This is a genomic window from Gemmatimonadota bacterium, assembly GCA_009692115.1.
GTDB lineage: Bacteria > Gemmatimonadota > Gemmatimonadetes > Gemmatimonadales > GWC2-71-9 > SHZU01.
The window spans coordinates 287,084-309,027 of sequence record SHZU01000003.1; the positions used below are offsets into that span (position 1 = coordinate 287,084).

21 protein-coding genes are annotated in these 21,944 nt (G+C 67.1%); 4 read left to right on the forward strand and 17 right to left on the reverse strand.

Translation table 11 applies throughout. The annotated features are described in order from the left end of the window. Window positions 1-30: 30 nt before the first annotated feature. From EXR94_05675 to EXR94_05685, 3 genes are read left to right on the forward strand one after another with little or no spacing between them, the layout of a single operon-like run. Entirely contained in the window at window positions 31-843 is an 813-nt protein-coding gene (locus tag EXR94_05675) for a hypothetical protein (GenBank protein MSR02213.1), read from the forward strand. Further along, window positions 843-2,255, forward strand: a complete 1,413-nt coding sequence (locus EXR94_05680; GenBank protein MSR02214.1) for an amino acid permease — start codon at window positions 843-845, stop codon at window positions 2,253-2,255. Before EXR94_05675 ends, EXR94_05680 begins: the two co-directional genes overlap by 1 nt. Further along, window positions 2,141-3,502, forward strand: coding sequence for a C4-dicarboxylate ABC transporter (locus EXR94_05685; GenBank protein ID MSR02215.1), 1,362 nt, complete (start codon window positions 2,141-2,143; stop codon window positions 3,500-3,502). The genes EXR94_05680 and EXR94_05685 overlap by 115 nt, the downstream gene beginning before the upstream one ends. 547 nt (window positions 3,503-4,049) lie before the next feature. On the opposite strand, the gene groL is transcribed toward EXR94_05685, so the two are convergent. From groL to EXR94_05700, 3 genes are all read right to left on the reverse strand, one after another. Then, window positions 4,050-5,681: a chaperonin GroEL gene (groL, locus tag EXR94_05690; protein MSR02216.1), complete on the reverse strand. Its 1,632-nt coding sequence runs from the start codon at window positions 5,679-5,681 to the stop codon at window positions 4,050-4,052. Window positions 5,682-5,692: 11 nt separating this feature from the next. Beyond that, on the reverse strand, window positions 5,693-6,001 hold the full coding sequence (locus EXR94_05695) for a co-chaperone GroES (GenBank protein MSR02217.1): 309 nt from the start codon (window positions 5,999-6,001) through the stop codon (window positions 5,693-5,695). Window positions 6,002-6,185: 184 nt separating this feature from the next. Then, a complete protein-coding gene (locus EXR94_05700; GenBank protein MSR02218.1) occupies window positions 6,186-7,022 on the reverse strand; it encodes a DUF1207 domain-containing protein in 837 nt (278 codons plus the stop codon). A 59-nt stretch (window positions 7,023-7,081) separates the two neighbouring features. Here EXR94_05700 and EXR94_05705 point away from each other — a divergent pair, with 59 nt between their 5' ends. Further along, complete coding sequence (locus EXR94_05705; protein MSR02219.1) at window positions 7,082-8,104, forward strand: hypothetical protein; 1,023 nt, start codon at window positions 7,082-7,084, stop codon at window positions 8,102-8,104. Here the strand turns inward: EXR94_05705 and EXR94_05710 are convergent. From EXR94_05710 to EXR94_05775, 14 genes are read right to left on the reverse strand one after another with little or no spacing between them, the layout of a single operon-like run. Next, a complete protein-coding gene (locus EXR94_05710) occupies window positions 8,101-8,766 on the reverse strand; it encodes a pyridoxamine 5'-phosphate oxidase family protein (GenBank protein MSR02220.1) in 666 nt (221 codons plus the stop codon). The genes EXR94_05705 and EXR94_05710 overlap by 4 nt on opposite strands. Before the next feature lie 12 nt (window positions 8,767-8,778). Beyond that, window positions 8,779-9,684, reverse strand: coding sequence for an NlpC/P60 family protein (locus EXR94_05715; protein MSR02221.1), 906 nt, complete (start codon window positions 9,682-9,684; stop codon window positions 8,779-8,781). Beyond that, entirely contained in the window at window positions 9,681-10,073 is a 393-nt protein-coding gene (locus EXR94_05720) for a hypothetical protein (GenBank protein MSR02222.1), read from the reverse strand. The genes EXR94_05715 and EXR94_05720 overlap by 4 nt, the downstream gene beginning before the upstream one ends. Beyond that, window positions 10,070-10,354, reverse strand: a complete 285-nt coding sequence (locus tag EXR94_05725; protein ID MSR02223.1) for a hypothetical protein — start codon at window positions 10,352-10,354, stop codon at window positions 10,070-10,072. Before EXR94_05725 ends, EXR94_05720 begins: the two co-directional genes overlap by 4 nt. Before the next feature lies 1 nt (window position 10,355). Further along, a complete protein-coding gene (locus EXR94_05730; GenBank protein MSR02224.1) occupies window positions 10,356-10,982 on the reverse strand; it encodes a hypothetical protein in 627 nt (208 codons plus the stop codon). Between the two features lie 37 nt (window positions 10,983-11,019). Then, the gene (locus EXR94_05735; protein MSR02225.1) at window positions 11,020-11,742 is read right to left on the reverse strand and encodes a biotin--[acetyl-CoA-carboxylase] ligase; all 723 of its coding nucleotides are present in this window, start codon (window positions 11,740-11,742) and stop codon (window positions 11,020-11,022) included. Between the two features lie 7 nt (window positions 11,743-11,749). Further along, window positions 11,750-12,547: an undecaprenyl-diphosphate phosphatase gene (locus EXR94_05740; protein MSR02226.1), complete on the reverse strand. Its 798-nt coding sequence runs from the start codon at window positions 12,545-12,547 to the stop codon at window positions 11,750-11,752. Continuing rightward, a complete protein-coding gene (gene bshA / locus EXR94_05745) occupies window positions 12,544-13,668 on the reverse strand; it encodes an N-acetyl-alpha-D-glucosaminyl L-malate synthase BshA (protein MSR02227.1) in 1,125 nt (374 codons plus the stop codon). The genes EXR94_05740 and bshA overlap by 4 nt, the downstream gene beginning before the upstream one ends. Continuing rightward, entirely contained in the window at window positions 13,665-14,603 is a 939-nt protein-coding gene (gene miaA / locus EXR94_05750) for a tRNA (adenosine(37)-N6)-dimethylallyltransferase MiaA (protein ID MSR02228.1), read from the reverse strand. Before miaA ends, bshA begins: the two co-directional genes overlap by 4 nt. After that, window positions 14,590-16,359, reverse strand: a complete 1,770-nt coding sequence (mutL, locus tag EXR94_05755) for a DNA mismatch repair endonuclease MutL (protein ID MSR02229.1) — start codon at window positions 16,357-16,359, stop codon at window positions 14,590-14,592. Before mutL ends, miaA begins: the two co-directional genes overlap by 14 nt. Then, on the reverse strand, window positions 16,314-18,635 hold the full coding sequence (locus EXR94_05760) for a hypothetical protein (protein ID MSR02230.1): 2,322 nt from the start codon (window positions 18,633-18,635) through the stop codon (window positions 16,314-16,316). Before EXR94_05760 ends, mutL begins: the two co-directional genes overlap by 46 nt. Further along, window positions 18,629-20,233 carry a VWA domain-containing protein gene (locus tag EXR94_05765; protein ID MSR02231.1) on the reverse strand — a complete coding sequence of 535 codons (1,605 nt, stop codon included), beginning with the start codon at window positions 20,231-20,233 and terminating at the stop codon, window positions 18,629-18,631. Before EXR94_05765 ends, EXR94_05760 begins: the two co-directional genes overlap by 7 nt. Then, complete coding sequence (locus EXR94_05770) at window positions 20,230-21,204, reverse strand: VWA domain-containing protein (GenBank protein MSR02232.1); 975 nt, start codon at window positions 21,202-21,204, stop codon at window positions 20,230-20,232. Before EXR94_05770 ends, EXR94_05765 begins: the two co-directional genes overlap by 4 nt. Beyond that, window positions 21,201-21,944 carry a hypothetical protein gene (locus EXR94_05775; protein MSR02233.1) on the reverse strand — a complete coding sequence of 248 codons (744 nt, stop codon included), beginning with the start codon at window positions 21,942-21,944 and terminating at the stop codon, window positions 21,201-21,203. The genes EXR94_05770 and EXR94_05775 overlap by 4 nt, the downstream gene beginning before the upstream one ends.

The window sequence follows — 21,944 nt, forward strand, 5'->3', positions numbered from 1 at the left end:
TCAGCGGTCTCGACTGAAAGCAGGTTACGGATGGGCTCCTTACCAAGGTGGTTCGCAGTTGATGCCGGGTGCCGGGTGTTGAACACCGACGCCCGCTGGTCCCTGGCCGGCCTCGGTCTGCTGGTCCTCGCGGCCGGCTCCCCCGATCTCACCGCCCAGGGACCCCGGATCTTGAGAGGGCGCGTCGTGGCCGAGGGCACCCGGCAACCGTTGGCCGGCGCGGAGGTCGTGCTGATGGATCTTGGTCGACTCTCCCGGACCGGATTGAGCGGCTCTTTCGAGTTGCAGGTCCCGCCGCCGCCCTATCGGGTTCAGGTGCGGCGGATCGGCTACCACGCCCGGGCCTACCGGATCAAGAACACGGCCGATACGCTCGAGGTGGAGTTCTTCCTGGCCCCCGCGGCGGTCCAACTGGATTCGATTTCAGTGCTCGGGAAGGCCGCATCGGTCTCGGCGCGATTGGTCGACTTCGAGCGCCGCCGGCAGGTGTCGGCCACCGGCCAATTCCTCACCCTCGATGACCTGACGCGGTACGGAGACAACCGCCTCGGCGACGCCCTCCGCCGCGTTCGGGGAATTCGGGTGGTACCGTTTGGGACCGGCGGGCAAACGGTGGTCTCGATGCGGGGCGTCAGCGGCTTTTCTGGAGAGAGTTGCTACCTGGCGGTTTGGTTGGATGGCATCTTGGTCACCAGCCCGGGCCGTCCGTATGACCTCGAGGTTCAACGAATCGCTCGGTTGGCGGCGGTCGAAGTCTACAGCGGCCCCGCCCAGGTCCCGATTGAGTTCGACGCACCCGGCAACAGTTGCGGGGTGCTCGTGTTGTGGACCAAGGACCGCTAGTGGCCCAGGAGCCGGACGCCCGGTCGGGCTTGATTCCCGCCATCACCCGGTCGGGCGCGGTCGCCATGGTAGTCGGATCGATGATTGGCGCCGGGGTCTTCATTGTCTCCGCTGATGTCATGCGGCAAGTGCAGTACCCGGGACTGGCCTTGCTGGCGTGGCTCTTTGCCGGGCTGGTACTGGTGGCGGGTGGTCTGACGTACGCAGAGTTAGGCGGGATGTTCCCGCGGGCCGGCGGCTTGTATGTCTACCTTCGGGAAGGCATCTCGCCTGTGGTTGGATTTCTCTACGGCTGGACGCTCTTTACGGTTATCTGGACCGGGGGGGCCGCCGCAGCGGCCGTCGGGTTTGCCCGTTACACATCGGTGCTCTTCCCCTCCCTGTCGGCCGATCTGCTGGTCGGCTTTCCGATCGCCCTGCCGAGCGGTACGATCGACGTGGGTCTCTCACCCCAGCGAATGGTCGCGGTCCTTTCGATCGTTCTGATCACGTGGATCAATATCCGGGGCGTCAAAACGGCGGCGGCCCTGCAGACGGCCTTCACGATTATCAAAGTCGGCGCGGTACTGGCGCTGGTGGCGTTGGGCTTGACGATCGGCCGAAACCCCGAGGCAATCGCCCGGAACTTCGGGCCCGGTTTCCTGCCGGCTCATCTTGACGGCGCCCTGATCGCCGCCTTCGCCGCCGCCATGGTCGGGCCGTTCTTTGCCATGGATGGGTGGTACGCCCTCTGCTTTGCGGCCTCCGAACTCAAGAACCCGAAGCGGGACCTGCCGTTTGCGCTCTCGGCGGCCACTCTGATTGGCGCCGGTCTATTTCTCCTGCTCAACATCGCCTACTTGACCGTCCTCCCGGCCGAGGCGGTGGCAGGCGCCCCGGAAGACCGAGTCGCGGCCGCCGTCATGGAGAGCATCATGGGACCGGTCGGCGGCAAGCTCATGGCCGCCGCGATCATGATCTCGTCGTTCGGCCTCAACATCGGGATCGTTTTGGGGGGCGGGCGGCTGTTCTACGCCATGGCCAACGACGGGGTCTTCTTCAAGGCGTTAGGCAACCTCCACCCGGTGTACCGAACCCCGGCCACCGCCCTCGTATTCCAGGGCACCTGGATCAGCGTCCTCTGCCTCTCGGGCGGGTATGGCCAGTTGATTGACTTCGTGCTGACCGCATCCTTGCTCTTTTATGTGCTGATTCCCGTCGCGCTGATCGCCTTGCGGCGGACCCGCCCCGATGCCGACCGACCGGTCCGGGTCCCCGGCTATCCACTGGTGCCCTTGTTCTATGCGTCGGCGTCGGCGTGGGTCGGTGTCCAACTGGTGATCCAACGGCCGCAATACAGCTGGCCGGGTCTCGGGCTCGTGCTACTCGGCCTGCCGGTCTACTCCCTGCTGCGCCGCCGGGCTTCCGCGTGAGCTCGGCGGCCGTGGCCCTGGCGGCTCTCGCACTGGCGATCGTCCTGTCCATCACCAGCCGGGTGAACGTCGGCGTCGTCGCCATCGGCCTCGCGTGGGTCGCCGGGGTTGGATTTGCCAAACTCAAGCCGGACGCCGTCCTCGACGGGTTTCCGGTTTCCCTGTTCGTCACCCTGGCCGGCGTCACGCTGCTGTTCGGGGCCGCCGAGGCGAACGGGACCCTGGCCCGGTTGACCACGAAAGCGGTCCGACTAGTCCGGGGTGACACGCGGTGGCTGCCAGTGGCGTTTTTCCTCCTCGCCTCGGCCGTGTCGAGTGTCGGGCCCGGTGCCATTTCCAGCGTGGCGCTCTTGGCTCCGCTGGCCATGCCGGTCGCGGCCCGGGCCGGGGTGCCGGTGTTCCTGATGGCCCTGGCGGTGGCCAACGGGGCCAACGCCGGCAACCTCTCGCCGATCAGCGGCGTCGGGCTGATCGCGAACGCCAAGATGGCGGAGGCTGGGCTGGTCGGGCATGAGTTCAAAGTCTGGTTCGCCAATTTCGCGAGCCACCTGCTCGTTACCGCGGTTGCGTATCTCGTGCTTCGGGGGCATCGGGGCGGGCCGATGACCGGGCGCGGTCCCGATCCGGCCGACGAAGGCCGGCTGACCCGGGCCCATTGGCTGACGGTGGTCGTGGTGCTGTCTTGGGTGGTGGGCGTCGTCGGATTCCGACTCCCGGTTGGCCTGACCGGCTTTGCGGCCGCCGCGGTCTTGGTACTGGCGCGAGCGGCCGATGATCAGGCCGCCATCCGGAAAATGCCCTGGGGCGTCATCCTGATGGTGTGTGGCATGTCGTTGCTGGTCGGGGTGCTGGAGCGAACCGGCGGGCTTGATCTGTTCACGGCCTTGCTGGCCAAACTGGCGTCGGCCTCGAATCTCAACGGGGTGATCGCCTTCGTGACGGGCTCGATCTCGACCTACAGCAGTACGTCGGGGGTGGTCCTGCCGACCTTCCTGCCGACCGTACCCGGTCTGGTCGCCCAGGTTGGCGGGGGCGATCCCCTGGCCGTTGCCCTGAGTATCAATGTCGGCTCGTCGTTGGTCGATGTCTCTCCCTTGTCGACCCTGGGTGCCTTGTGTGTGGCCGCGGTAGCCGACCCGGCCGAATCCCGCCGGCTCTTTCAGAGGATGCTGGTGTGGGGGCTCCTGATGTCGGTGGTGGGGGCCGGGTTGTGCCAACTCCTGGCCGGTCCGCTGTCCCGATGGTAGCGCCGGTGGCGCGAGTCGCTACCGGCCGTCAGTATCGGGGTCCGGTGGAATGGCCACCGAGTCGGGCCTCGGGGTCGGGGGGCCCACCCGCTTCAGGGTGATTACCTCGGTCAAATCGCCGCCGGACAGGGTCATTCGATCGCGGCTCAGCTTGAGCTTGTAGATCTCCCACTCGCCGCCCAGGGCGATCATTATCCGGTCGGCCTGGAGCCTCCAACGAACCGTCTCTTTTCCCCATGAGGCACTCGAGTCAGGTCGGATGATAACGGTTACCGGACCGTCTGCCTTGACTTTACCCTTCTCAAGTTGCCACACACCGCTGACCCCTGGCGGTGGCTTCGAGCCCTTGGCCTGACCGCTTAGAACCTCGACGGTAGTGACCAATAAGCCAATCGCGAGCGCCAATTGTGGAACCATAGAGTCTCTCCGGTGAATCAATGCCGACAAAAGATAGTCGCGGTCGGCCATGGGACCAGCGCGACCGAAAAACAAAACAGCGGGTCGGCTCGAAGCCGACCCGCCGCTCGTTCCAACCCAACCGAACTGACTAGTACATTCCGCCCATGCCACCGCCCGGAGGACCGCCAGCGAGAGCCGACTTCTCTTCCTTCCGCTCGACCACGACGCACTCGGTGGTCAGGAGCAGGCCGGAGATCGAGGCGGCGTTCTGCAACGCCGTCCGGGTCACCTTGGTCGGGTCGATGACGCCGGCCTTGACCAGGTCCTCGTAGACATCGGTGGCCGCATTGTAGCCGTGGTTACCCTTCAACTCCTTGACCTTGGCCACGACGATCGAGGCTTCTACCCCGGCGTTCTCGGCGATCATCCGCAGGGGCTCCTCGAGCGCCCGGCGGACGATGTCGACGCCGATCTTCTCATCGGCCGTGCCCCGGACCCGATCGAGCGAGGCCTGGGCGCGGATCAGCGCCACCCCACCGCCCGGGACGATGCCCTCTTCAACGGCGGCGCGGGTCGCGTGTAACGCGTCCTCAACCCGGGCCTTCTTCTCCTTCATTTCGGTCTCAGTCGCCGCGCCGACATGAATTACCGCGACGCCACCGGAGAGCTTGGCCAAGCGCTCCTGTAGCTTCTCCCGGTCGTAATCGCTGGTCGACTTCTCGATGGCCACCTTGATCTCGGCAATCCGGCCCTTGATGTCGTCCGACTTGCCCTTGCCGTCAACGATGGTGGTGTTGTCTTTGTCGACGACGATCCGCTTGGCCTGGCCGAGATCGGCCAGCACGGTGTTCTCGAGCTTGAAGCCGAGATCCTCGGAAATGACCTTCCCGCCGGTCAGCTTGGCGATATCGGTGAGCATTTCCTTCCGGCGGTCGCCGAAGCCAGGAGCCTTGACGGCCGCGACCTTGAGCGTGCCCCGGAGCTTGTTGACGACTAACGTCGCCAGGGCCTCGCCCTCGACGTCCTCGGCAATGATCAGCAACGTCTTGCCGGTCTGGGCCACCTTCTCGAGCAAGGGCAGCAGATCCTTCATCGACGAGACCTTCTTCTCGTAGATGAGGATGTACGGCGTCTCGAGAATCGCTTCCATTTTCTCCGAGTCGGTGATGAAGTACGGCGAGAGGTAGCCCCGGTCGAACTGCATGCCTTCGACCGTCTCCAACGTGGTCTCGAGGCCGCGAGCTTCTTCGACGGTGATGACGCCGTCTTTCCCGACCTTCTCCATCGCGTCGGCGATCAGGTCGCCGATTTCGCGGTCGTTGTTTGCCGAGATGGTGCCGACCTGGGCAATCTCTTTCTTCCCGGCCGTGGCGGTGCTGAGCTTCCGAAGGTCATCGATCACGGCCTCGACGGCCTTGTCGATGCCCCGCTTCAGTTCCATCGGGTTGGCGCCGGCCGTCACGTTCTTGAGGCCTTCGCGGAAAATCGCCTGGGCCAACACCGTCGCGGTGGTAGTGCCGTCGCCAGCCAAATCGCTGGTCTTCGTGGCGACCTCCTTCACCATCTGGGCGCCCATGTTCTCGATCGGGTCGGCCAGTTCGACTTCCTTGGCCACCGTCACGCCGTCCTTCGTCACGGTCGGCGATCCGAACTTCTTGTCGATCACGACGTTCCGGCCCTTGGGGCCGAGGGTCACCTTGACCGCTTCGGCGAGTTGGTCGACGCCCCGCTTGAGCTTCGCACGGGCATCGCCACCGAACAACAGATCCTTAGCTGACATTTGTTATCTCCTTACCCGAGCTTCGCGAGAATGTCCGAAGCCTTGATGATCACGACCTCGTGGCCTTCGAGAGTGATGTTGGTTCCGCTGTACTTGCCGTAGAGGACCTTGTCCCCAACCTTGACGTCGACCGGGACCCGTTCGCCCTTTTCGACCCGACCGGCACCCACCGCGAGGACCTCGCCCTGGGTCGGCTTTTCCTTGGCGGTGTCCGGGATGTAAAGCCCTCCGCGCATCATTTCGGTGTCCTCGTCGGGCATCACGACCACGCGGTCTTCAAGTGGGGTGATTTTGAGCTTCGCTTTTGCCTTCGCAGCCATACGCACCTCTCTAAGCTATTGTCAAACAGGGAGTTGAATCACACGTTAGCACTTGAACCAGTCGAGTGCTAAAGCTGGACACAAGATAAGCCAACCACCGTGCCGGTCAAGGCGGCTCGCCCATTAACACTCTCGCAACCGGAGTGCCAGTATTCTAGGCCATTCTGGCAGTATTGGGGCTGGGCTAGGGCTCGAACCGCAGTTCAAAGCCCCAATACCGGCTCGATCTGTCGTAAAACTGCCGCTGGGTCGAATTCCCGTTCAGGAACACCAGGCCGATCGCCATCCGGCGCCCGTCCCGAGCCAACTCGAGGCCCGCCCGAGCGGACGTCGTCACCCGCCAATCCGCAAACGCCTGCCCCTCGGCGAAGACCCCCACTACGGGGTGGACGCTCGCGCCGAGCAGCGACCCGAGGTGGCCCCGATAGTCGGTCCCGAGCCCAGCCGATACCCGACGAAGCGGCAAGGCGTCGATGAGCGTGTAGCCGAGGGTTCCGTGGACGGCAATCGGCCCCACCGCCCGGCGGACCCACAGGGCGGCCACCTCCCGAGTCCAGTCCAGGCGACGGGCGGCGAACCGCTCGGCGTACTCGTCGCCCAGGTGGCTGCTCTCATGATAGATCTCGGCGGCCACCCGCCACGGGCCCCGGTCAACCACCCCGTGGAGCCCGACCACCCAGTCATTGCTGATCAGGGTGCTCCGGGGGTCATCGAGGCTAAAGCGCCCCCCGACCCGGATGGTCAACCCCACGAAGGCCGGATCCTCCGCTTGGGAGAATCCGAGGATCGGGATGTTCTGGCCCACCAAGACGTCGGCCTCCCGCTCGGACCCGAATTGGGAGTCACCTAACCGCTCCCCGATCACCCGCCCGACGATGCCGCCGGCCCGCGGCGCGGCGTCCGGGTATCGAAAGGGTGCCACCTTGGGGAAGAGTCTGGCCTGGGCCCCGGCCGATCCGGCGGCGGCCAGTGAAACCAATACTGCCGCCCAGACGTTCACAGCATTGATCGTTCGCATCATTTGCTTAATTTGTCCGCTGTCGGGGCGCTCTGGCAATCCTTTGAGAAATGGAGTTGAACATGTCGTTGGTTGTGTTGGCGCTGCTGGCGGTTGGGACCGGCCGGGATGATCCGCGGGCCACCGTCGAGGTCGATCGAGCCCGCCGAGAGGTCGTCGTGACCGCCGGTCCGTTCCATGTTGCGGGGATGCCGCCCGGCATGAAGCACGATGACATGGCGTCGATGAACGATCACAACACGCCCTTGATCCGGTTCGAGTGGCCCGTCGATGGATGGCTCCGCGGGTATTCGGTCGAGGTCGTCGACGGGACCGGGAAGCCGGTCGACCGCCGGATCGTCCACCATCTGATCGGAGTGAACTTCGATCGGCGCCAACTCCTCTACGCCAACATCGAGCGACTCTTCGGCGTGGGCCAGGAAACCGAACCCGTGTCGGTGCCGAAGTCCATTGGCGTGCCGATGACCTCCGGAGCGAGGCTCGGCATGTACATGGCCTGGCAGAACGAAACGGGCGCCGATCTCGAGAACATCAAGGTTCGGGTCCGGCTGGTGTACAGCCCGCCGAACTTGAACCCGAAACCGGTGTCGGTCCTGCCCTTGTACATGGATGTCAATCTGGTCGGAGCCTACAATGGCTTCGAGGTTCCCGAAGGCAGGAGCGAAAAGGCCTGGGAATTCACGATGCCGATCGACGGGCGCCTGCTCGGTTACAGCGGGCACCTCCACGATTACGGCAGCAGCGTCCGGCTCGAGGATGTGACGACCGGCAAGGTGATCGGGGCGGTCACGGGAATTCGCTCACCCGAGGGGACAATTGAGAAGATCTCTCGAAGCCTGCCCGGCGTCGGCGGCGACGGGGTTCGGCTCCGGGCGGGCCGCAAGTACCGGGTCATCGGAACTTACAACAACACGACCGGGGAATCGATTCCCGGGGCCATGGCCCACATCACGGGGATCTTCGCCCCCGACGACATAATGAAATGGCCGAAGGTCGATCTCAGTGACGAGGTGATTCAGGACGATCTGGCTTGGCTCACGGAGCTCGGCAAAGCCGGCCACAAACACGGCGGAACCGATCACTAGGGCTTCGGCCAACCCGGTCTTCGGTAGTTCCTGGCATAATCCGGCATCGGAAGCGAGGGATCGAGTTCCGGCGCCGGAATGGCGGGCCGGGCCACCGTTTCGAAGGGAATGACGCCGGCCCAAATCGGCAGTCCAAGATCGTCGGCGTCGTCCTTGGGCGGTCCGGTCCGCACCTTGGCCGAGGCCTCGTCGATCGGAAGCGCCAACACCCGCGTGGTCCGGATTTCGATTTCCGACGGCTGCCGCGCGTCGTTCCACCTTCCCTTGGCCACTTGGTCCACCAAGGCCTCAAACGACTGCATTTTCTCCTCCCGATCCAACACCTCACGAGCCCGGCCGAGGATTGCGACCGACCGATAGTTGGCTGAGTGCGAGTAGTGCGATCGCGCCAACACCAGACCGTCCAGCAGGGTGACAGTCACGCAGACTGGGATGCCCTCGGCCATCGTATCCAACATCCGATTGGCCACCGCCCCATGGAAGTAGAGGGTGGTGCCAATCCGGGCGTAGAGCGTTGGGATGACATACGGCTGGGCGTCCACCACAAATCCAACGTGGGCCACGAGGCCTTCGTCCAGAATCGCATTGACGGTATCCCGATCGTAATGGCCTCGCTCGGCGTGACGCTTGACGGTGGTCCGGGGGGAATTCGTGGCGCCCATTTGATTGCTCCTTTATTCGTTGACCCGGCGGGTCGACGTCCATCGCTGAAACCACCATTGCCCGTCCGGGTCCTCGGCGCTCAGTCCGCTGATTCGAACCCCTCGGGACGCGCTGTGAATGAATCGGCCTCGCCCGAGGTACAGCCCCACGTGACTGATCGCCCCGCCGGGCGTCGCGCTGAAGACCAGGATATCGCCAGCCTGGAGCTCGGCCAGGGCCCGGCCGACCTCGCGTCCGCTCGTGGCTTGATCGACGCTCCGGCGCGGGAGCGCAATGCCGGCCCGGCGATAGGCGAATTGAATCAGGCCCGAACAGTCGAACCCGTTTCCACCGGTGCCGCCCCACTGATAGGGAGTTCCCATGGCCTCCATCGCATAGTCGGCCGCTTCGAGGGCTGCCCGACCAGCGAGTCGAGACGGACCGGCGGTCGCCCGCCTCCGGAGCCCGGCGCCAAGCCTTACCCCAAGCGAAATGCCCCGGACCGCGCCAACCCGATCGAGCGATTGATACCGGGTTTCGAGCGCCGCCGCGCCGAGGGGCCCGAGCTGGAGGACCTCGGCGCCAACCCCGACGGACCAGGATCGCCACAAACCGAACCCAGCGGATCGGTCGAAATCGAGAAAGCCTCCACTGATCCCGCCGACCAGGTACCCGGACCAGCTTCCCCGCGGCCGGACGATCGCATCGATGCCGACGCCGGCCAAGGCGATGCCCGAGTCGGCGGTGAGGATCTGGGCCGCTGGGAACAGGGTGATCGGACCGAGGGAGGTCCTCGAGATCCCGACTCGATAGTCCGCCACCTTCGGCGTCGAGAACCATCGGCTCGCCGTTGCCCTGAGATCCTGAGCCCGAACGGCCGAAGCGAACACCAGGCCCACGCCCACGGCGGCCATCACGCGGACGGCCGCCGGGTTCACCGCTCCTCGAGCTTGACCGGCCGCCCGGTTGCCAACTCAACCCGATAGGCCGCGAGCGGAGCGCATCGGTAGCTCAGGATCGCGCGGACGTGAGTTCGATCGAGGCGCGACGGATTGTCGAGCACATAGAGCAATGGGACTTTGGTTCGACTCGAATCGGTCCGAACCTCGACGCTCCGTTCGAAGCAGGTCCGCCCGGTGCTGTCCGAGGCGGCCCGGCCCTCGGTGAGCCAGATCCGATACTGGCCCGACTGAAGTACCATGGTGTCGGCTGGCGATGGGACTTCAGGAACGGCGGCGGTTGAATCGGCCGACGGCGGCTTCGCCGCCCGGGGGCTCCCGCATCCGAGAACGACCCAGCCACCGAGCCCGAGCGATCGGGCCCTCATTTGGGTTGATGGTCGACGGCCGCGAGCGGAGTACCGTCGGTATCGACCCGAAGGGTTGCCCTGAGTTTGGGCGACTTCCGGAGGAGCCGAAGCCAAACGACCAGTGCGATGACCGCGGTGATCCCCCCCCCGATGACCGTCGTGATCAATTGGGTCCGGGCGCTGGCCCAACCGCTGATCAGCCAGGACACGGTGGCGGCCCCGAAAAAAGAAGCTGCCCACGCCACCACGGGCGTGAGCAGCCAGCCGAAGAATCGGGCGAGGAAGCGACCGATCTTCATCTCAAGGGCGACGCGCCCCGAACGAGCTGATCAGGACCAGGATGGCGAGCGCCGGAAGAACCGCCACCGCAAACGTGCCCAGTCCGAACGAGGCGCCGGGGAACTTCAGCACGACCGCGGCTGCCATGACCACGGCCGCCACGACGATGGCCCCGCCGACCAAGGCAATCGGGTTCGTCGGGCCGGACTTCGCCGCTTGATTGGCCAGGACCCAGGCGCCCATCCACGGCATGTAGGTGCCGACCATCCACCAGACCGGGTGGTACCACCAGTTGGAGCCGCCGCCGATTTCGAGCCATCGATTGGTGTAGAGGCCGGCAGGCTGAAGCACCGCGACATCAGCCAAAAGAAAGACCACGGTGGCCGTGAGGCCGATTCCAGCAGCGCCGGCTATCCCCTCGATGGTCCGGGCGCGGGTCCATGAGCCGGGCAACGTGATCGTCGCGGCGATGCCAACGATCAGAATCACGCCAAGGACCACCAACTCGACCGGACCCGACAACCGGGGCTGGAGGAGGCCGAAGACCGCAATCAAGATCGTTTGGATGGCGCCGAGCTTGGCGCCGGAACGCAGAACATGGGACAGTTCAGTATGGTCGGCGGAAGCGACCGCGACGGCAGAGGTCATCATGACTCCGAATGGAAGCTCGGGAACGCCACGCAATCTAATGGCTTGCCCGAGTTGGAGCCAAGTCGGATAGCGTGACGGACCCGAGCACGGCGGCGTCGGTGCCGTCGGCTTGGTGCACGAGCAGGCGGCCGTCAGGCCGAAGGCCGCCCGCCACGCCGGCAACGGGGCCGTCGACTCGCCGCCCGCCGAGCCAATTACGCCGTGCAAACGCCGCCAATTCGGCCGGGGAGAGCGGGCCGCTTTGAGCGGACGCGACGAGAATGGCATTGCGGACCAGGGCCTCGATGGCGGCCGGCTCCGACGGGCCGCCTACGTCGGCCAACCGAACCGCGGCGGCGGCCGCCTCGGCTCCGACCTCGTTAGCCACGTTGACCCCGATTCCAACCACGATCCAGCCGGGCCGGTCGCCGGTCCACCGAGCCTCGCAGAGGATGCCGCCGAGTTTGCGGTCCGCCACCAAGAGATCGTTAGGCCACTTGAGCACAATCGACTGGTCGGGGCGAATGATCGGCTCGAGCGCCGCCGCCACCTCGAGCCCGATCCGGACGCTCAGCCCCTCCACCGTCGGGGCCAGATCCGGCCGGAGAATCACACTCATCCAGAGCCCTCCGGGCCCCGAGCTCCAGGCCCGCCCCCGGGTACCCCGACCCTGGCGCTGGTGATCGGCCACCACCGTCGTCCCGTGCGCCGCGCCCGCTTGGGCCAGCGTGTGGGCAAGATCCTGGGTCGAATCGACCGCCCCGGCGCGATGGATCACCGATCGCCTAGCGGCCGAGCCAGCCGAACCACACCAAACAGAAAACGCCCATTACCGCGCAATACGGGGCGAACAGATGGAACCGGCCGCTCCGGAGCAGGGCCACGAGGAACCGAATGGCCACGATGCCGGAAACGAGGGCAGCCCCGAAGGCGGTGACGAGGCCGGGCTCGGTCAGCGACACGCCGGTCGGGATCTTCCCGAGTTCAAGGATCCCGGTGCCCGCGATGACAATGATCGACATCAAGAACGAAAATTCCGCGGCGACGGCCGGGGTCACGCCGGTCCAAAGCGCCGCGGCGATCGTCGTTCCTGACCGCGAAATGGCCGGGATGATGGCCACCGCCTGCCCTACCCCGATCAGGATCGAACGCCACCAGTTGATCGGAGATCCCTTCGCCCGCTCGGCGGCGAACTTGGTACTCCAGAGCAAGACGGCGGTGGCCAAGAACTGCCACCCAAGGTCGACCGGCGAATGGAACGTCCGTTCGAAGTAATCCCGCCAGAGCAAGCCGGCCACGGCGGCCGGGATCGACGCCAGGATGAGTAACCCGGCATCGGTGAACGCCTCACGCCGGCCGGCAACCAGGCCCTTCAGTAACTCGAGGATCCGCTGCCGATAGGCGATCACCACCGAGAACAGCGTGGCCAAGTGGACGATGATTTCGAAGAAGACCCCTTGGGGGCGGTAGCCGACGAACTCCTCGGCCAAGACCAGGTGTCCCGAACTGGAGATCGGGAGGAATTCGGTGAGGCCTTGCACCAGGCCGAGGACGAGTCCCTGCCACCAAGTCAGATCCGTCATCCAATGGCATCGGTGTAGAGGGCCTCATACTGGGGAACCACCCGGTCGGCGGAGAACTCCGCGGCGCGGGCCAATGCAGCCCGGCGCATGGCGGCGAACGCGACCGGACCTCGCAGCAGCTCCCCCGCCCTCCGCCCCATCGCCTCGACCGACCCGGCCGGCTCGAGAATCCCGGAGATCCCGTCGTCGATGACCTCGGGAAGCCCGCCGGCCCGGCTCCCGACCACGGGGGCACCGCAGGCCATCGCCTCCAGCGCCGCCAGGCCAAACGACTCTGATTGCGACGGCAGCAAGAACAAATCAGTGGCCTGAAGCAAGGTAGCCACGTTGCCTAACCGGCCGAGGAATCGGACATCCCCATCCACTTTGAGCTCCCGCGCTTCTCGCTCGGCGTCGTCGCGTTCGGGGCCGTCGCCGATCATGATTAGGGTCGCCGGCATCGCGCGCCGGATTCTGGCAAACACTCGCACCACATCCCGGACCCGCTTCACCTCCCGAAAATTCGACACGTGGGTGATCACCTTGTGTCCGGCCGGCGCCAAGTGATCGCGGCAGCTGGCCTCGTCGGGCGTGTACTCGTGCAAATTCACGAAGTTCGGAATGACTTGGATCTGGCACTCACTGCAGCCGAACGTCCGGATGGTTTCCTCTTTGAGATACTGCGACACCGCCGTGACCCGATCGGAGCGCTCGATCGAGAATTTCGTGATCGCGTAGAAACTCGACTCCTGTCCGACCAGCGTGATGTCGGTTCCGTGCAGCGTTGTGATGACCGGCAGACGGTGCTTGCCGGCCAGCATTTCCCGGGCGAGGAATGCCGTCGTCGCATGGGGAATAGCGTAATGCACATGGAGCACGTCGAGCTTCTCCCGCAGAGCCACCTCGTGCTGCTTGCTCGCGAGCGCCAACGAGTAGGGGTAGTGCTCGAACAGCGGATAGAATCCCGTGGAGGTGTCAACCTCGTGGAAATACACCCGTTCGGTGTACTCGCGGAGCCGAAACGGCATTGCATAGGTGATGAAGTGAATCTCGTGGCCGCGGCGGGCGAGCTCGAGGCCGAGTTCCGTAGCCAGGGCCCCGGACCCCCCGTACGTCGGATAGCAGGTAATCCCAATCTTCACGCCGAACGACTCCTTTCAATCTCGGCCGCCCAGGCCGTGGCAATCTCGGCGGCAATGGCCTCCGCTGGACGGGAGGCATCCAACGTCAACACCGGCCCCTTGAGCTGGTGGCGGAACCACGTTTCCTGGCGCTTGGCGTACTGCCTCGATGCCATGGCGACCGCGCCGGCCACCGACTCCCGGTCTCGCTCGCCGCAAAGGTACTCGACCGCTTCCCGAATCCCCACGCCGTCAAGGCCGGGACTGCCCCGGACCCCGCCGTCCGCCAGCACCGATGCCACCTCCTCGATCAATCCCCGCCGGACCATTTCCTCGGCCCGCACCTCGATGCGCCGATGAATGACCGGCCGCGGCGCGGTGAGTACGACGTACCAAGGGTGGATCACCCCCTGCGCGCGAGCCACCGCCTGCCAATGGCTCAGCGGGCGGCCGGACAGGAGTGCCACGGCAATGGCCCGCGCGGCCCGCTGCCGGCCACCGCCCGCGAAGCGAGCGTCGAGGCGGGACGCCCACCGCACCAGGTCCGTCGTGCCAAGCCGCTCGACCCAGGTCTCGAGCAGCCGGAGACGGTCCCGCCCGAGTGGTGGCTCGAGAAACAGGCCCTCGACCAAGGCTCTGACATAGAGCCCGGTTCCGCCGACCACCACTGGCATCTTGTCCCGCCGCCGAATGTCCCTGATCCAGCCCTCGGCGTCGTGGGCAAACCGGCCCGCACTGTACCGGCTCCCGACGTCGGTGGTGTCGATTCCGTGATGGGGTACCCGGTCGCGCTCGCGGCGAGTCGGCTTGGCCGTGCCGATGTCGAGTCGCCGATAGATCTGACGGGAGTCCGCTGAGATGACCTCGAGGGGCCACCATTGGGCCAACGCCAGGGCCACCGCGGTTTTCCCGACCGCCGTCGGACCGAGCACGACGGGAACCCTAACGTCGGCCAAACCGCCGCTCCAATTCGTCGGCCGGTACCGTCACGATCGTGGACCGGCCGTGGACGTCGTGGGGTGGCAACTCGGTCTCGAACAGGCGGAGCAGCAGACGCCGCATCTCGGGCTCGGAGAGGGGCATGCCCGCCTTGACGGCGGCACGGCAGGCATAGGTGGCGGCGAACCGTTCCAACCGGTTGGCCCAGCCCCCAAACCGGCCGCGGGCGAGATCGGCTACCATTTCCCGAAAGCAGGCAGCGGCGTCGAACCGCGGGTGGGGCGTGGGCACGGCGTGGACCACCACACTCCGGCCCCCGAACGGCTCGACTTCGAACCCGGCCCGGCGGAGCTCTTCCCCAAACTGCTCGGTGACCTCGACTTCCTCGTCGGTCAACTCGATCGTCAGCGGCAGCAACAACCGTTGGCTCGCAACGGCCCCACTCGCAAAGTCCGCCATGACCTGTTCATAGAGAACCCGCTCGTGGGCCGAATGCTGATCCACGAAGACCGCGCCGTCGGCGGTCTCAAACACGAGGTAGGTGTTGAGCAATTGGATGACGGGCCCGGAAAACGAGCGGGGTTGGGCCGGCGAGCTTTCCGGCGGGACCGAGTCGGCCGGGCCCAAGGGAAGCCACATCGGAGCCGGCACCTCACCGGCCGCCGCGCTCGGCAACCCCCAGGCGGTTCGCTTGGCCTGGGGGGCCAACGAGGTGGCTGAATCAAGAGCACCGAGGGCCAGGCGAACGGCCTCCTCGATGGCCCGCTCGACCGCGAATCGTTCCCGGAACCGGACCTCGAGTTTGGCGGGGTGCACGTTGACGTCCACGTCCTCGGGCGGAACCGTGAGGCGGAGGATCACCGTGGGGCGGTCGCCCGGCGCGATGGCGGAGCGATACCCGGCCTCGGCGGCTCGGATGAGGAAGGGATCCCGAAATGGCCGGCCATTGACGAACAATTGGGTTCGCCGCCCGGTGGGCCGGGCGTCCCCCGGGCGCTGAATCAGGCCGCGAACCGCCACCGGTCCCACCGCGTGCTGCACCGGTACCAACGTCGCCATGAGATCGCGACCCCACACGGCTCCGATCCGCGCGACCTCTCCCTCGCCGCCGGGAACATGGAGCCGGCCGGCCCCGTCGGCCACAAATTCGAACCCGACTTCCGGGTGGGCGAGGGCCAGGACCCCGACGGCGTCCCAGACGACCCGGGTCTCACTCGAGACCGATCGAAGGAATTTTCGCCGAGCCGGCGTGTTGAAGAACAAGTTCCGGACCGAGACGGTGGTGCCCCGCTGCCGGGCCACGGCGCCGACTCGATCGACCCGGCCGCCGGTGACGACGATCTCCGTGCCCGGTCCGGATCCGTCGGCGGTCGTCAAGGAAAACCGGGACACCGAGGCGATCGCCGGCAGGGCCTCACCCCGGAATCCGAAGGTGGCAACGCCGATCAAGTCGCTCGACACCGTGATCTTGCTGGTGGCGTGGCGGTCGAGGGCCAGAATGGCATCCTCCCGCTCCATGCCGCTCCCGTCGTCACTGACGACGATCGAAGACTTCCCACCCTCGGCCACCTCGATACGAACCGACGAGGCGCCGGCATCGATCGCATTCTCGACCAGTTCCTTGACCACGGACGCCGGCCGGTCGACCACTTCGCCCGCCGCGATTTGGTTCGCGACGGCGTCTGGCAGAATGGCGACGCGCCGGGGGCTCATCGGAACGGACCCGTTCAATCGACCCGGTCGATTCGGACCAGCGACGTGGCCAGCACCCATCCTCGGTTACCACTCCGGTCGCTGACGAGGGCCCAGGAGCCCCGGTCGGCATCGATCGAGACCCGGGCCAGCGCCGGGAGGCCGCCCTGATCCGGCGCTAACCCGTGAGGCGACCGCTTGAGCCGGATGGCCGAGGCGGCGAACGCGGCCGGCGCGGGCGTGGCCGGCGCCCGCGCGGCCGCGGCGAAGCCAACCGTGGCCAGGACCAGTCCGACGGCCCTGGTCCTCCCCGACGAACGGCCGAACCCGAACCAGACCGCCACCAGCAGCCATCCAGCCCAGCCCAGCGCGGCCACCTCGGCGCGGGATAAACCCTGCGGTGGCCGGGCTTCTCGGAGCGGCTCGTAATGGCGCTCGAGGGTGTTCCAGACGGCGCGGGGTTGCGCGGCACGCGGGGCAGCCGACAACGCCCGCACCAACCGAGCCGCGGACGCCGCATCGGATCCGGCGAGGTAGTACGCAGCCCCGGCGTGATACCAATGCGCCCATTCGGAAGGTTCGGCCCCGGCTCGGGCTTCGAACGCCGTGGCGGCGGGCCCAAACGCCCCGTCGCGATACCAGGACTCTGCCGACTCGCCTGATTGGGCCGTGCCAGCCACGGGCAGCGCGACTAAACAGACTACCAGGCCGGCCTGGCGCCGTAACCGCGTCGGGAGTCCGTTGACCAGGATCTCCGCCCGTTTGCCTAACGAAGCGACGCAGCTGGCATCACCCGCTGCGAAGCGCAGCCGATCGAGTTCCGACTTGACCGTCGCCAAATCGGCCGCCGCCTCTCGATCGAGTCCCGCCTGGCGGAGCCGCTGTTCGATGACGTGAGGCCTGCCCCGGTCCCGTTCCGGCACCAGGGAGCTGATGACGCGCTCGATCGCCGCACCGGCATCGGCCGGGGTCGCACCGGCCGATGCTGCTGGTCGCCGACGCCAAAGGGAGCGAGCGGTCCGGATGCCAATGAGGAAGAGCCCGACGCCAACTCCGATCCACCAGCCGGTGGTGCCCGGGCGGACCGCGTCGATCCACTCCGGCGCCCGGGCCGGGCCCACCAGCGGCGGCGGTGTCCGCTCCGTAAAGCGCCCGCGTCCCTCCAAGACCGGCACGACAAGTCCGAGAGTGGACGCCTCGCGATACTGAGCGGTGGCCGGGTCAAAGTACCCATAGGCCAAGTCAGGAAGGGCCACGCTCCCGACACTGTCTGGCACCACCAAGAACTGAAAGGTCTTCGAGCCGCCCAGCGTACCGTCCGCTACCCGGCTCGACTCGACCGTGCGATCGAGATACGCCCGGGTCCCCGGTGGCCAGGTGACGTTTGGCGGTCCCCACAACGCCAGGTTGCCTTCCCCGCTGACGATCAGGTCGACGGGAACCGGCTCGCCGGTGTGGGCCGGGAGGTTCCGCACTCGGTAATTCAACCGAAGGTCGTGCCCGGTCGGGCCCTGAAAGCCCGGGGGCCTGGTGTCGAGCGGCTGGGGCCGGACGGTCAAGACCGCCGGCTGGCTGGCGGCTTCCATCGGTCGCTCGTCTCCAGAGGCCCGCCGGGTCAGCGGGACGCCGTACTCCAGGCGGGCCGGCGGCACGACGAGCCGGCCCGCGGTCAGTGGAAAAGCCACCTGGTGACTGACGAAAAGGTCGTAAACATCGTCGCCCACCGCCCTCGACGCGACGAAGCCCGGCACGGCCGGCTGCGGAACCGACCAGACCCCGCTCAGCACTGGCGGCTTCAAGGTCGGTTGCCAGCGGAGCCGGGCCCGAAGTCCCCGGGAAAACCACGCCGCGGTAACAATGTCGAGTTGCTCGCCCTGGAACACATCGAGCGAGGAGACCACCACGGACACCGCCGCCGGCGCGCCGTCGGTTGGCGGCAAGGCGCCGCGAATCAGTGCCAACAGTCGGGGGTTTTGCCCCATGGCGGCTCCGGCCCCCGCGGTGACCGTGACGACCACGTTGGGCGCCACCTCCATGGCATCGCCCCGGAACACCCTCACCGGGCTGATCCGCCAGAGCCCGCGCTCCGCGGCCCGGAACACGACATCGAGCTGATAGACCTGCCCGCCGGAACCCGCGCCCGCGATATCCTCGAAGCGCTCGGTCCGGTCGCCGGCCTCGAGCCCGGGAACGACCGGTAACTCGACGCGAATGCGGCTCCCCTTCGGCCCCACCGCCCGGAGAGAATAAGTGACGTCTTCGCCGACGCCGACCCGGTCCCGATCGACCGATGTCGTTAGGCGCTGGCCCGCGACCGTTTGGCCAAGGAGAAGGAAACCCGCGAGGCCGATCACCAGTCCTTGCCTTGCGCGCCCCGCGCCACCCGGCGGCGGCGGAGTTGATCGGTTCGAACCGCCTGCTCCGAGCGCTCAACCGACCGGAGAATCTGCTCGGCTTCTGCGGCGGTCATGCCCTCGGACCGCGGAGCGGGTTGGCCCGCCCCGCCCCGGGGACGTTGCGGTTGTGGTTTGGGCTGACTGGACGACGGTGGCTGCCGGCGGGAGGTCAACTCCAAATTCCATTTGGCCGCGGCCGAGGCGGGCGACAACAGCAAAGCCTCCCGGAACCGGTCGGCCGCCTCGCGTTCCAACGGCCCCCGTTTGGCGGAATCGCTCCGAGCCTCCCGAAGGCTGGCGAGGCCGAGATTGTACAAGGATTGGAACCGGACCACCGGGTCGAGCGACCTGCCGGCCGCGCCGAGAGCTTCGCGCGCCACATCGAGTTTACCGGTGGCCAGGGCGACGGAACCCGCGTTATACCAACTGGTGTCGGCTCCGGAACCTGATGTGGCGGCGCGCCGGAACTCGTCCACCGCGCGGGTGGTGTCCGCACCGCGGAGCCTGGCCGTGCCGGCGGCGGGGCGCTGGGCGGCGGCTTCGCTGCTCGCCAGGAGGCCGACCACACCGACCAACGCGGCCCGCCGCCGCCAGGCGCCCTGGCCGAACAGCAGGACGAGCGCGCCTAACGCCGCGATCCAGGCCCGGGGCCGAAGATCCTCGGTGCGCCGGCCGGTCGCCGGATCCCGGTCGAGCGACGCCAGGGTTTTCCAGGCGGCCCCCGCTTGGTCCGGAAAATCCGCCGGGATCAGGATGCCCTGGGCCGCGTCGGCGATCGACCGGAGCATCTCGTCACGGCGGGCCGTCAGGACCTCGTTGCCGGCATCGTCTTTCTTATACTCGAGCAATCGCCCGGCCTCGTCGCGGATGGGAATCCGGGCCGGCGTGACGCCGCCCTGCCCGATCACGATCAACGTCACCCCGGCCTCCTGGAGCCCTCGGGCCGCCTCCCGGATCTGGTCCAGCGAATCATGGGCCTCGCCATCGGTCATCAGGACCATGGCCCGGGCGCCGCCCTCGCTCGCGGCCGCGAGCAACTGGCCACCCTGGTTCAGGACCGCCGCGAGGGCGGTCCCGCCCTCGCTCGCGATATCCGGCTCGAGCGCGTCGAGTTGGAGTTCGACGGCTCCGTCATCGAGCGTGAGCGGCGTCAAGATGTAGCTCCGCCCGGCAAACGCGAGCAGCGCCATCCGGTCACCCCGAGCGTCCTGGAGCAAACGGCGACTTTCCCCGATCGCCCGGCCGAGACGGCTCGGGAGCGCATCCTCCGCCAGCATTGACCGGCTGATGTCGATGGCGAACACGATGTTGAGCGCGCGGGTTTCGGTGTCGACGTCGGCGCTTCCGAATCGGGGCCCCGCGATCCCGACGGTAATCGCCAGGACGCCAAGGGCCACCCAGAACGGGCCGGAGGGCCCCCACCTCGCGGCGGCGGCGGCCCCGGCCGACCAGGCCGACGCCGCTTGAATCCGGCGGCGGCGGGCGATCCAGGCCAGGCCCCAGAAACCGAGGCCGACCGCCGGCGCGAGCCAGAGGATCCACGGCAGGTCGAAGCTCATGCCGCCCTCCGCGCCACCGTGGCCGCTGCGAGGAGCTCGGCGGCGAGCATGGTGAGGGCAAACAGCAGGACCGGCCGGGTGCTCTCGTCGGCCGATCGGTAGCGGATCGTCTCGATCTCCGACCGTTCGAGCCGGTCAATTTGACTGAAGATCCGGCTTAAGGCATCGCTGTCCTTGGCCCGAAAGTACCGACCGCCGGTTTTGATTGCGATGTCGGTCAACAAGACTTCGTCAATCCGCACCGGCAGCATTTCATACCGGTAACCGCTGGGACCCCGACCGGTGGGGATTCGGGCTTCGCCCTCCGTCCCCACCCCGATCGTGTACACCTTGACCCCCATTGCGGCCGCGGCCGCCGCCGCCGTCCGGGGATCGAGGGCCCCGCGGTTGTTCTCGCCGTCGGTCAACAACAGCACCACCTTCGAGGAGCTCTTGACCCGCCGCAATCGGTTGACGGCGGTGGCCAAGCCGCTGCCGATGGCCGTCCCGTCGTCGAGGGCGCCGATCCTCAGATCGAGTACCGCCCGCTCCAGGACGGCGTAGTCGAGCGTCACCGGCACCTGAGTCAGGGCCTCGCCGGCAAATGCGACCAGGCCGATCCGATCGGCCACCCGCCCCCGGATGAATCCGATGGCCTGCCGCTTGGCCACTTCGAGGCGGTTGGACGGCGCAAAGTCCTCCGCCAGCATGCTGCTCGAGACGTCGATCGTGATCACGATCGAGATGCCCTCCCGCTTGATGGTCATCCGGTCACCCGGCAGTCGCGGCCCGGCTACGGCGAGCACCAGGCTGGCCAGTGTTAGGCTACGGCACCCCAACGGAATGGCGGCCATCCAGCGGCGGCCGGCGGCACCCTGGGCCACGACTCCGTCGGCGATCCAAACCGGCGTCGGGCGACGCCGTGATCGCCACCACAGCCAGGCGGGCACCAATAGCCCGATCAGCAGGAGCCATGGCCGGGCAAATGTCATCCGAGGTCCTGTGCCGCCACCCAGGCCGCGGCGTCGACGACCAACTGCTCCGCCTCGGGGGGAAGAGCCCCAGACTGGAATCCAATCGCATCGAGGGCTCTGCCGAGGGCCTGACCGGTCTGATCCGGGGCCGACGACGACAGCTTGGCGTGGATCAGGTGGGACCAGCCCTCGGCGGCGGCTCGGGTCTCCCCGGCTCGGTGCCACTGCCCGAGGACGGGAACGATCGACGGGGCCGGGGCCACCGGTGCCGCCGGCGGAGGCGCCGGCCGGCGGACCCGCCGGACCCCCGCGATCGCGGTCGCGGCGAGCCCGACCAGCACCCACAGGACGACCAGCGGCAGGAGGCTCCGCTCTTCTTGCGGAAGGACGTCGGCCGCCTCGCGCGGGACCAGCGAATCCCGCGGCACGTTCGGCGGGAGAACCGTCGCGATCTCGACCGACACCGGCCGGGCCGGCAAGGTATCGGAACGGCCATCGGGATTGACGACGATTGGCCCCGGAACCGTGACACCGTGACGACCCGGGTACCAGAAGGCCACCGGGTACCGGATGATCGCCGAGTCGCCGACGTAGTCCACTTCGGACGGGCCCAGCACTTGACCGATGTCGCCAAGATTCCAGCCTTGGGCCCGAACAATCTGCCGCGCCGCGAGCGGTACCTTGGTGCTGATCCAGACCGTATCTCCGACGGTCGGGAGCCGCGGCTGTCCCGCCAACAGGACCAGAACCAAGATCAT

Excerpts from the sequence above, each read along its gene's own strand:
- EXR94_05675 (MSR02213.1), top strand. The coding sequence starts at position 31 with ATGGGCTCCTTACCAAGGTGGTTCGCAGTTGATGCCGGGTGCCGGGTG.
- groL (MSR02216.1), bottom strand. The coding sequence starts at position 5,681 with ATGTCAGCTAAGGATCTGTTGTTCGGTGGCGATGCCCGTGCGAAGCTC.
- EXR94_05695 (MSR02217.1), bottom strand. The coding sequence starts at position 6,001 with ATGGCTGCGAAGGCAAAAGCGAAGCTCAAAATCACCCCACTTGAAGAC.
- EXR94_05700 (MSR02218.1), bottom strand. The coding sequence starts at position 7,022 with ATGATGCGAACGATCAATGCTGTGAACGTCTGGGCGGCAGTATTGGTT.
- EXR94_05705 (MSR02219.1), top strand. The coding sequence starts at position 7,082 with ATGTCGTTGGTTGTGTTGGCGCTGCTGGCGGTTGGGACCGGCCGGGAT.
- EXR94_05710 (MSR02220.1), bottom strand. The coding sequence starts at position 8,766 with ATGGGCGCCACGAATTCCCCCCGGACCACCGTCAAGCGTCACGCCGAG.
- EXR94_05720 (MSR02222.1), bottom strand. The coding sequence starts at position 10,073 with ATGAGGGCCCGATCGCTCGGGCTCGGTGGCTGGGTCGTTCTCGGATGC.
- EXR94_05725 (MSR02223.1), bottom strand. The coding sequence starts at position 10,354 with ATGAAGATCGGTCGCTTCCTCGCCCGATTCTTCGGCTGGCTGCTCACG.
- EXR94_05730 (MSR02224.1), bottom strand. The coding sequence starts at position 10,982 with ATGACCTCTGCCGTCGCGGTCGCTTCCGCCGACCATACTGAACTGTCC.
- EXR94_05740 (MSR02226.1), bottom strand. The coding sequence starts at position 12,547 with ATGACGGATCTGACTTGGTGGCAGGGACTCGTCCTCGGCCTGGTGCAA.
- mutL (MSR02229.1), bottom strand. The coding sequence starts at position 16,359 with ATGGGTGCTGGCCACGTCGCTGGTCCGAATCGACCGGGTCGATTGAAC.
- EXR94_05765 (MSR02231.1), bottom strand. The coding sequence starts at position 20,233 with ATGAGCTTCGACCTGCCGTGGATCCTCTGGCTCGCGCCGGCGGTCGGC.
- EXR94_05770 (MSR02232.1), bottom strand. The coding sequence starts at position 21,204 with ATGACATTTGCCCGGCCATGGCTCCTGCTGATCGGGCTATTGGTGCCC.
- EXR94_05775 (MSR02233.1), bottom strand. The coding sequence starts at position 21,944 with ATGATCTTGGTTCTGGTCCTGTTGGCGGGACAGCCGCGGCTCCCGACC.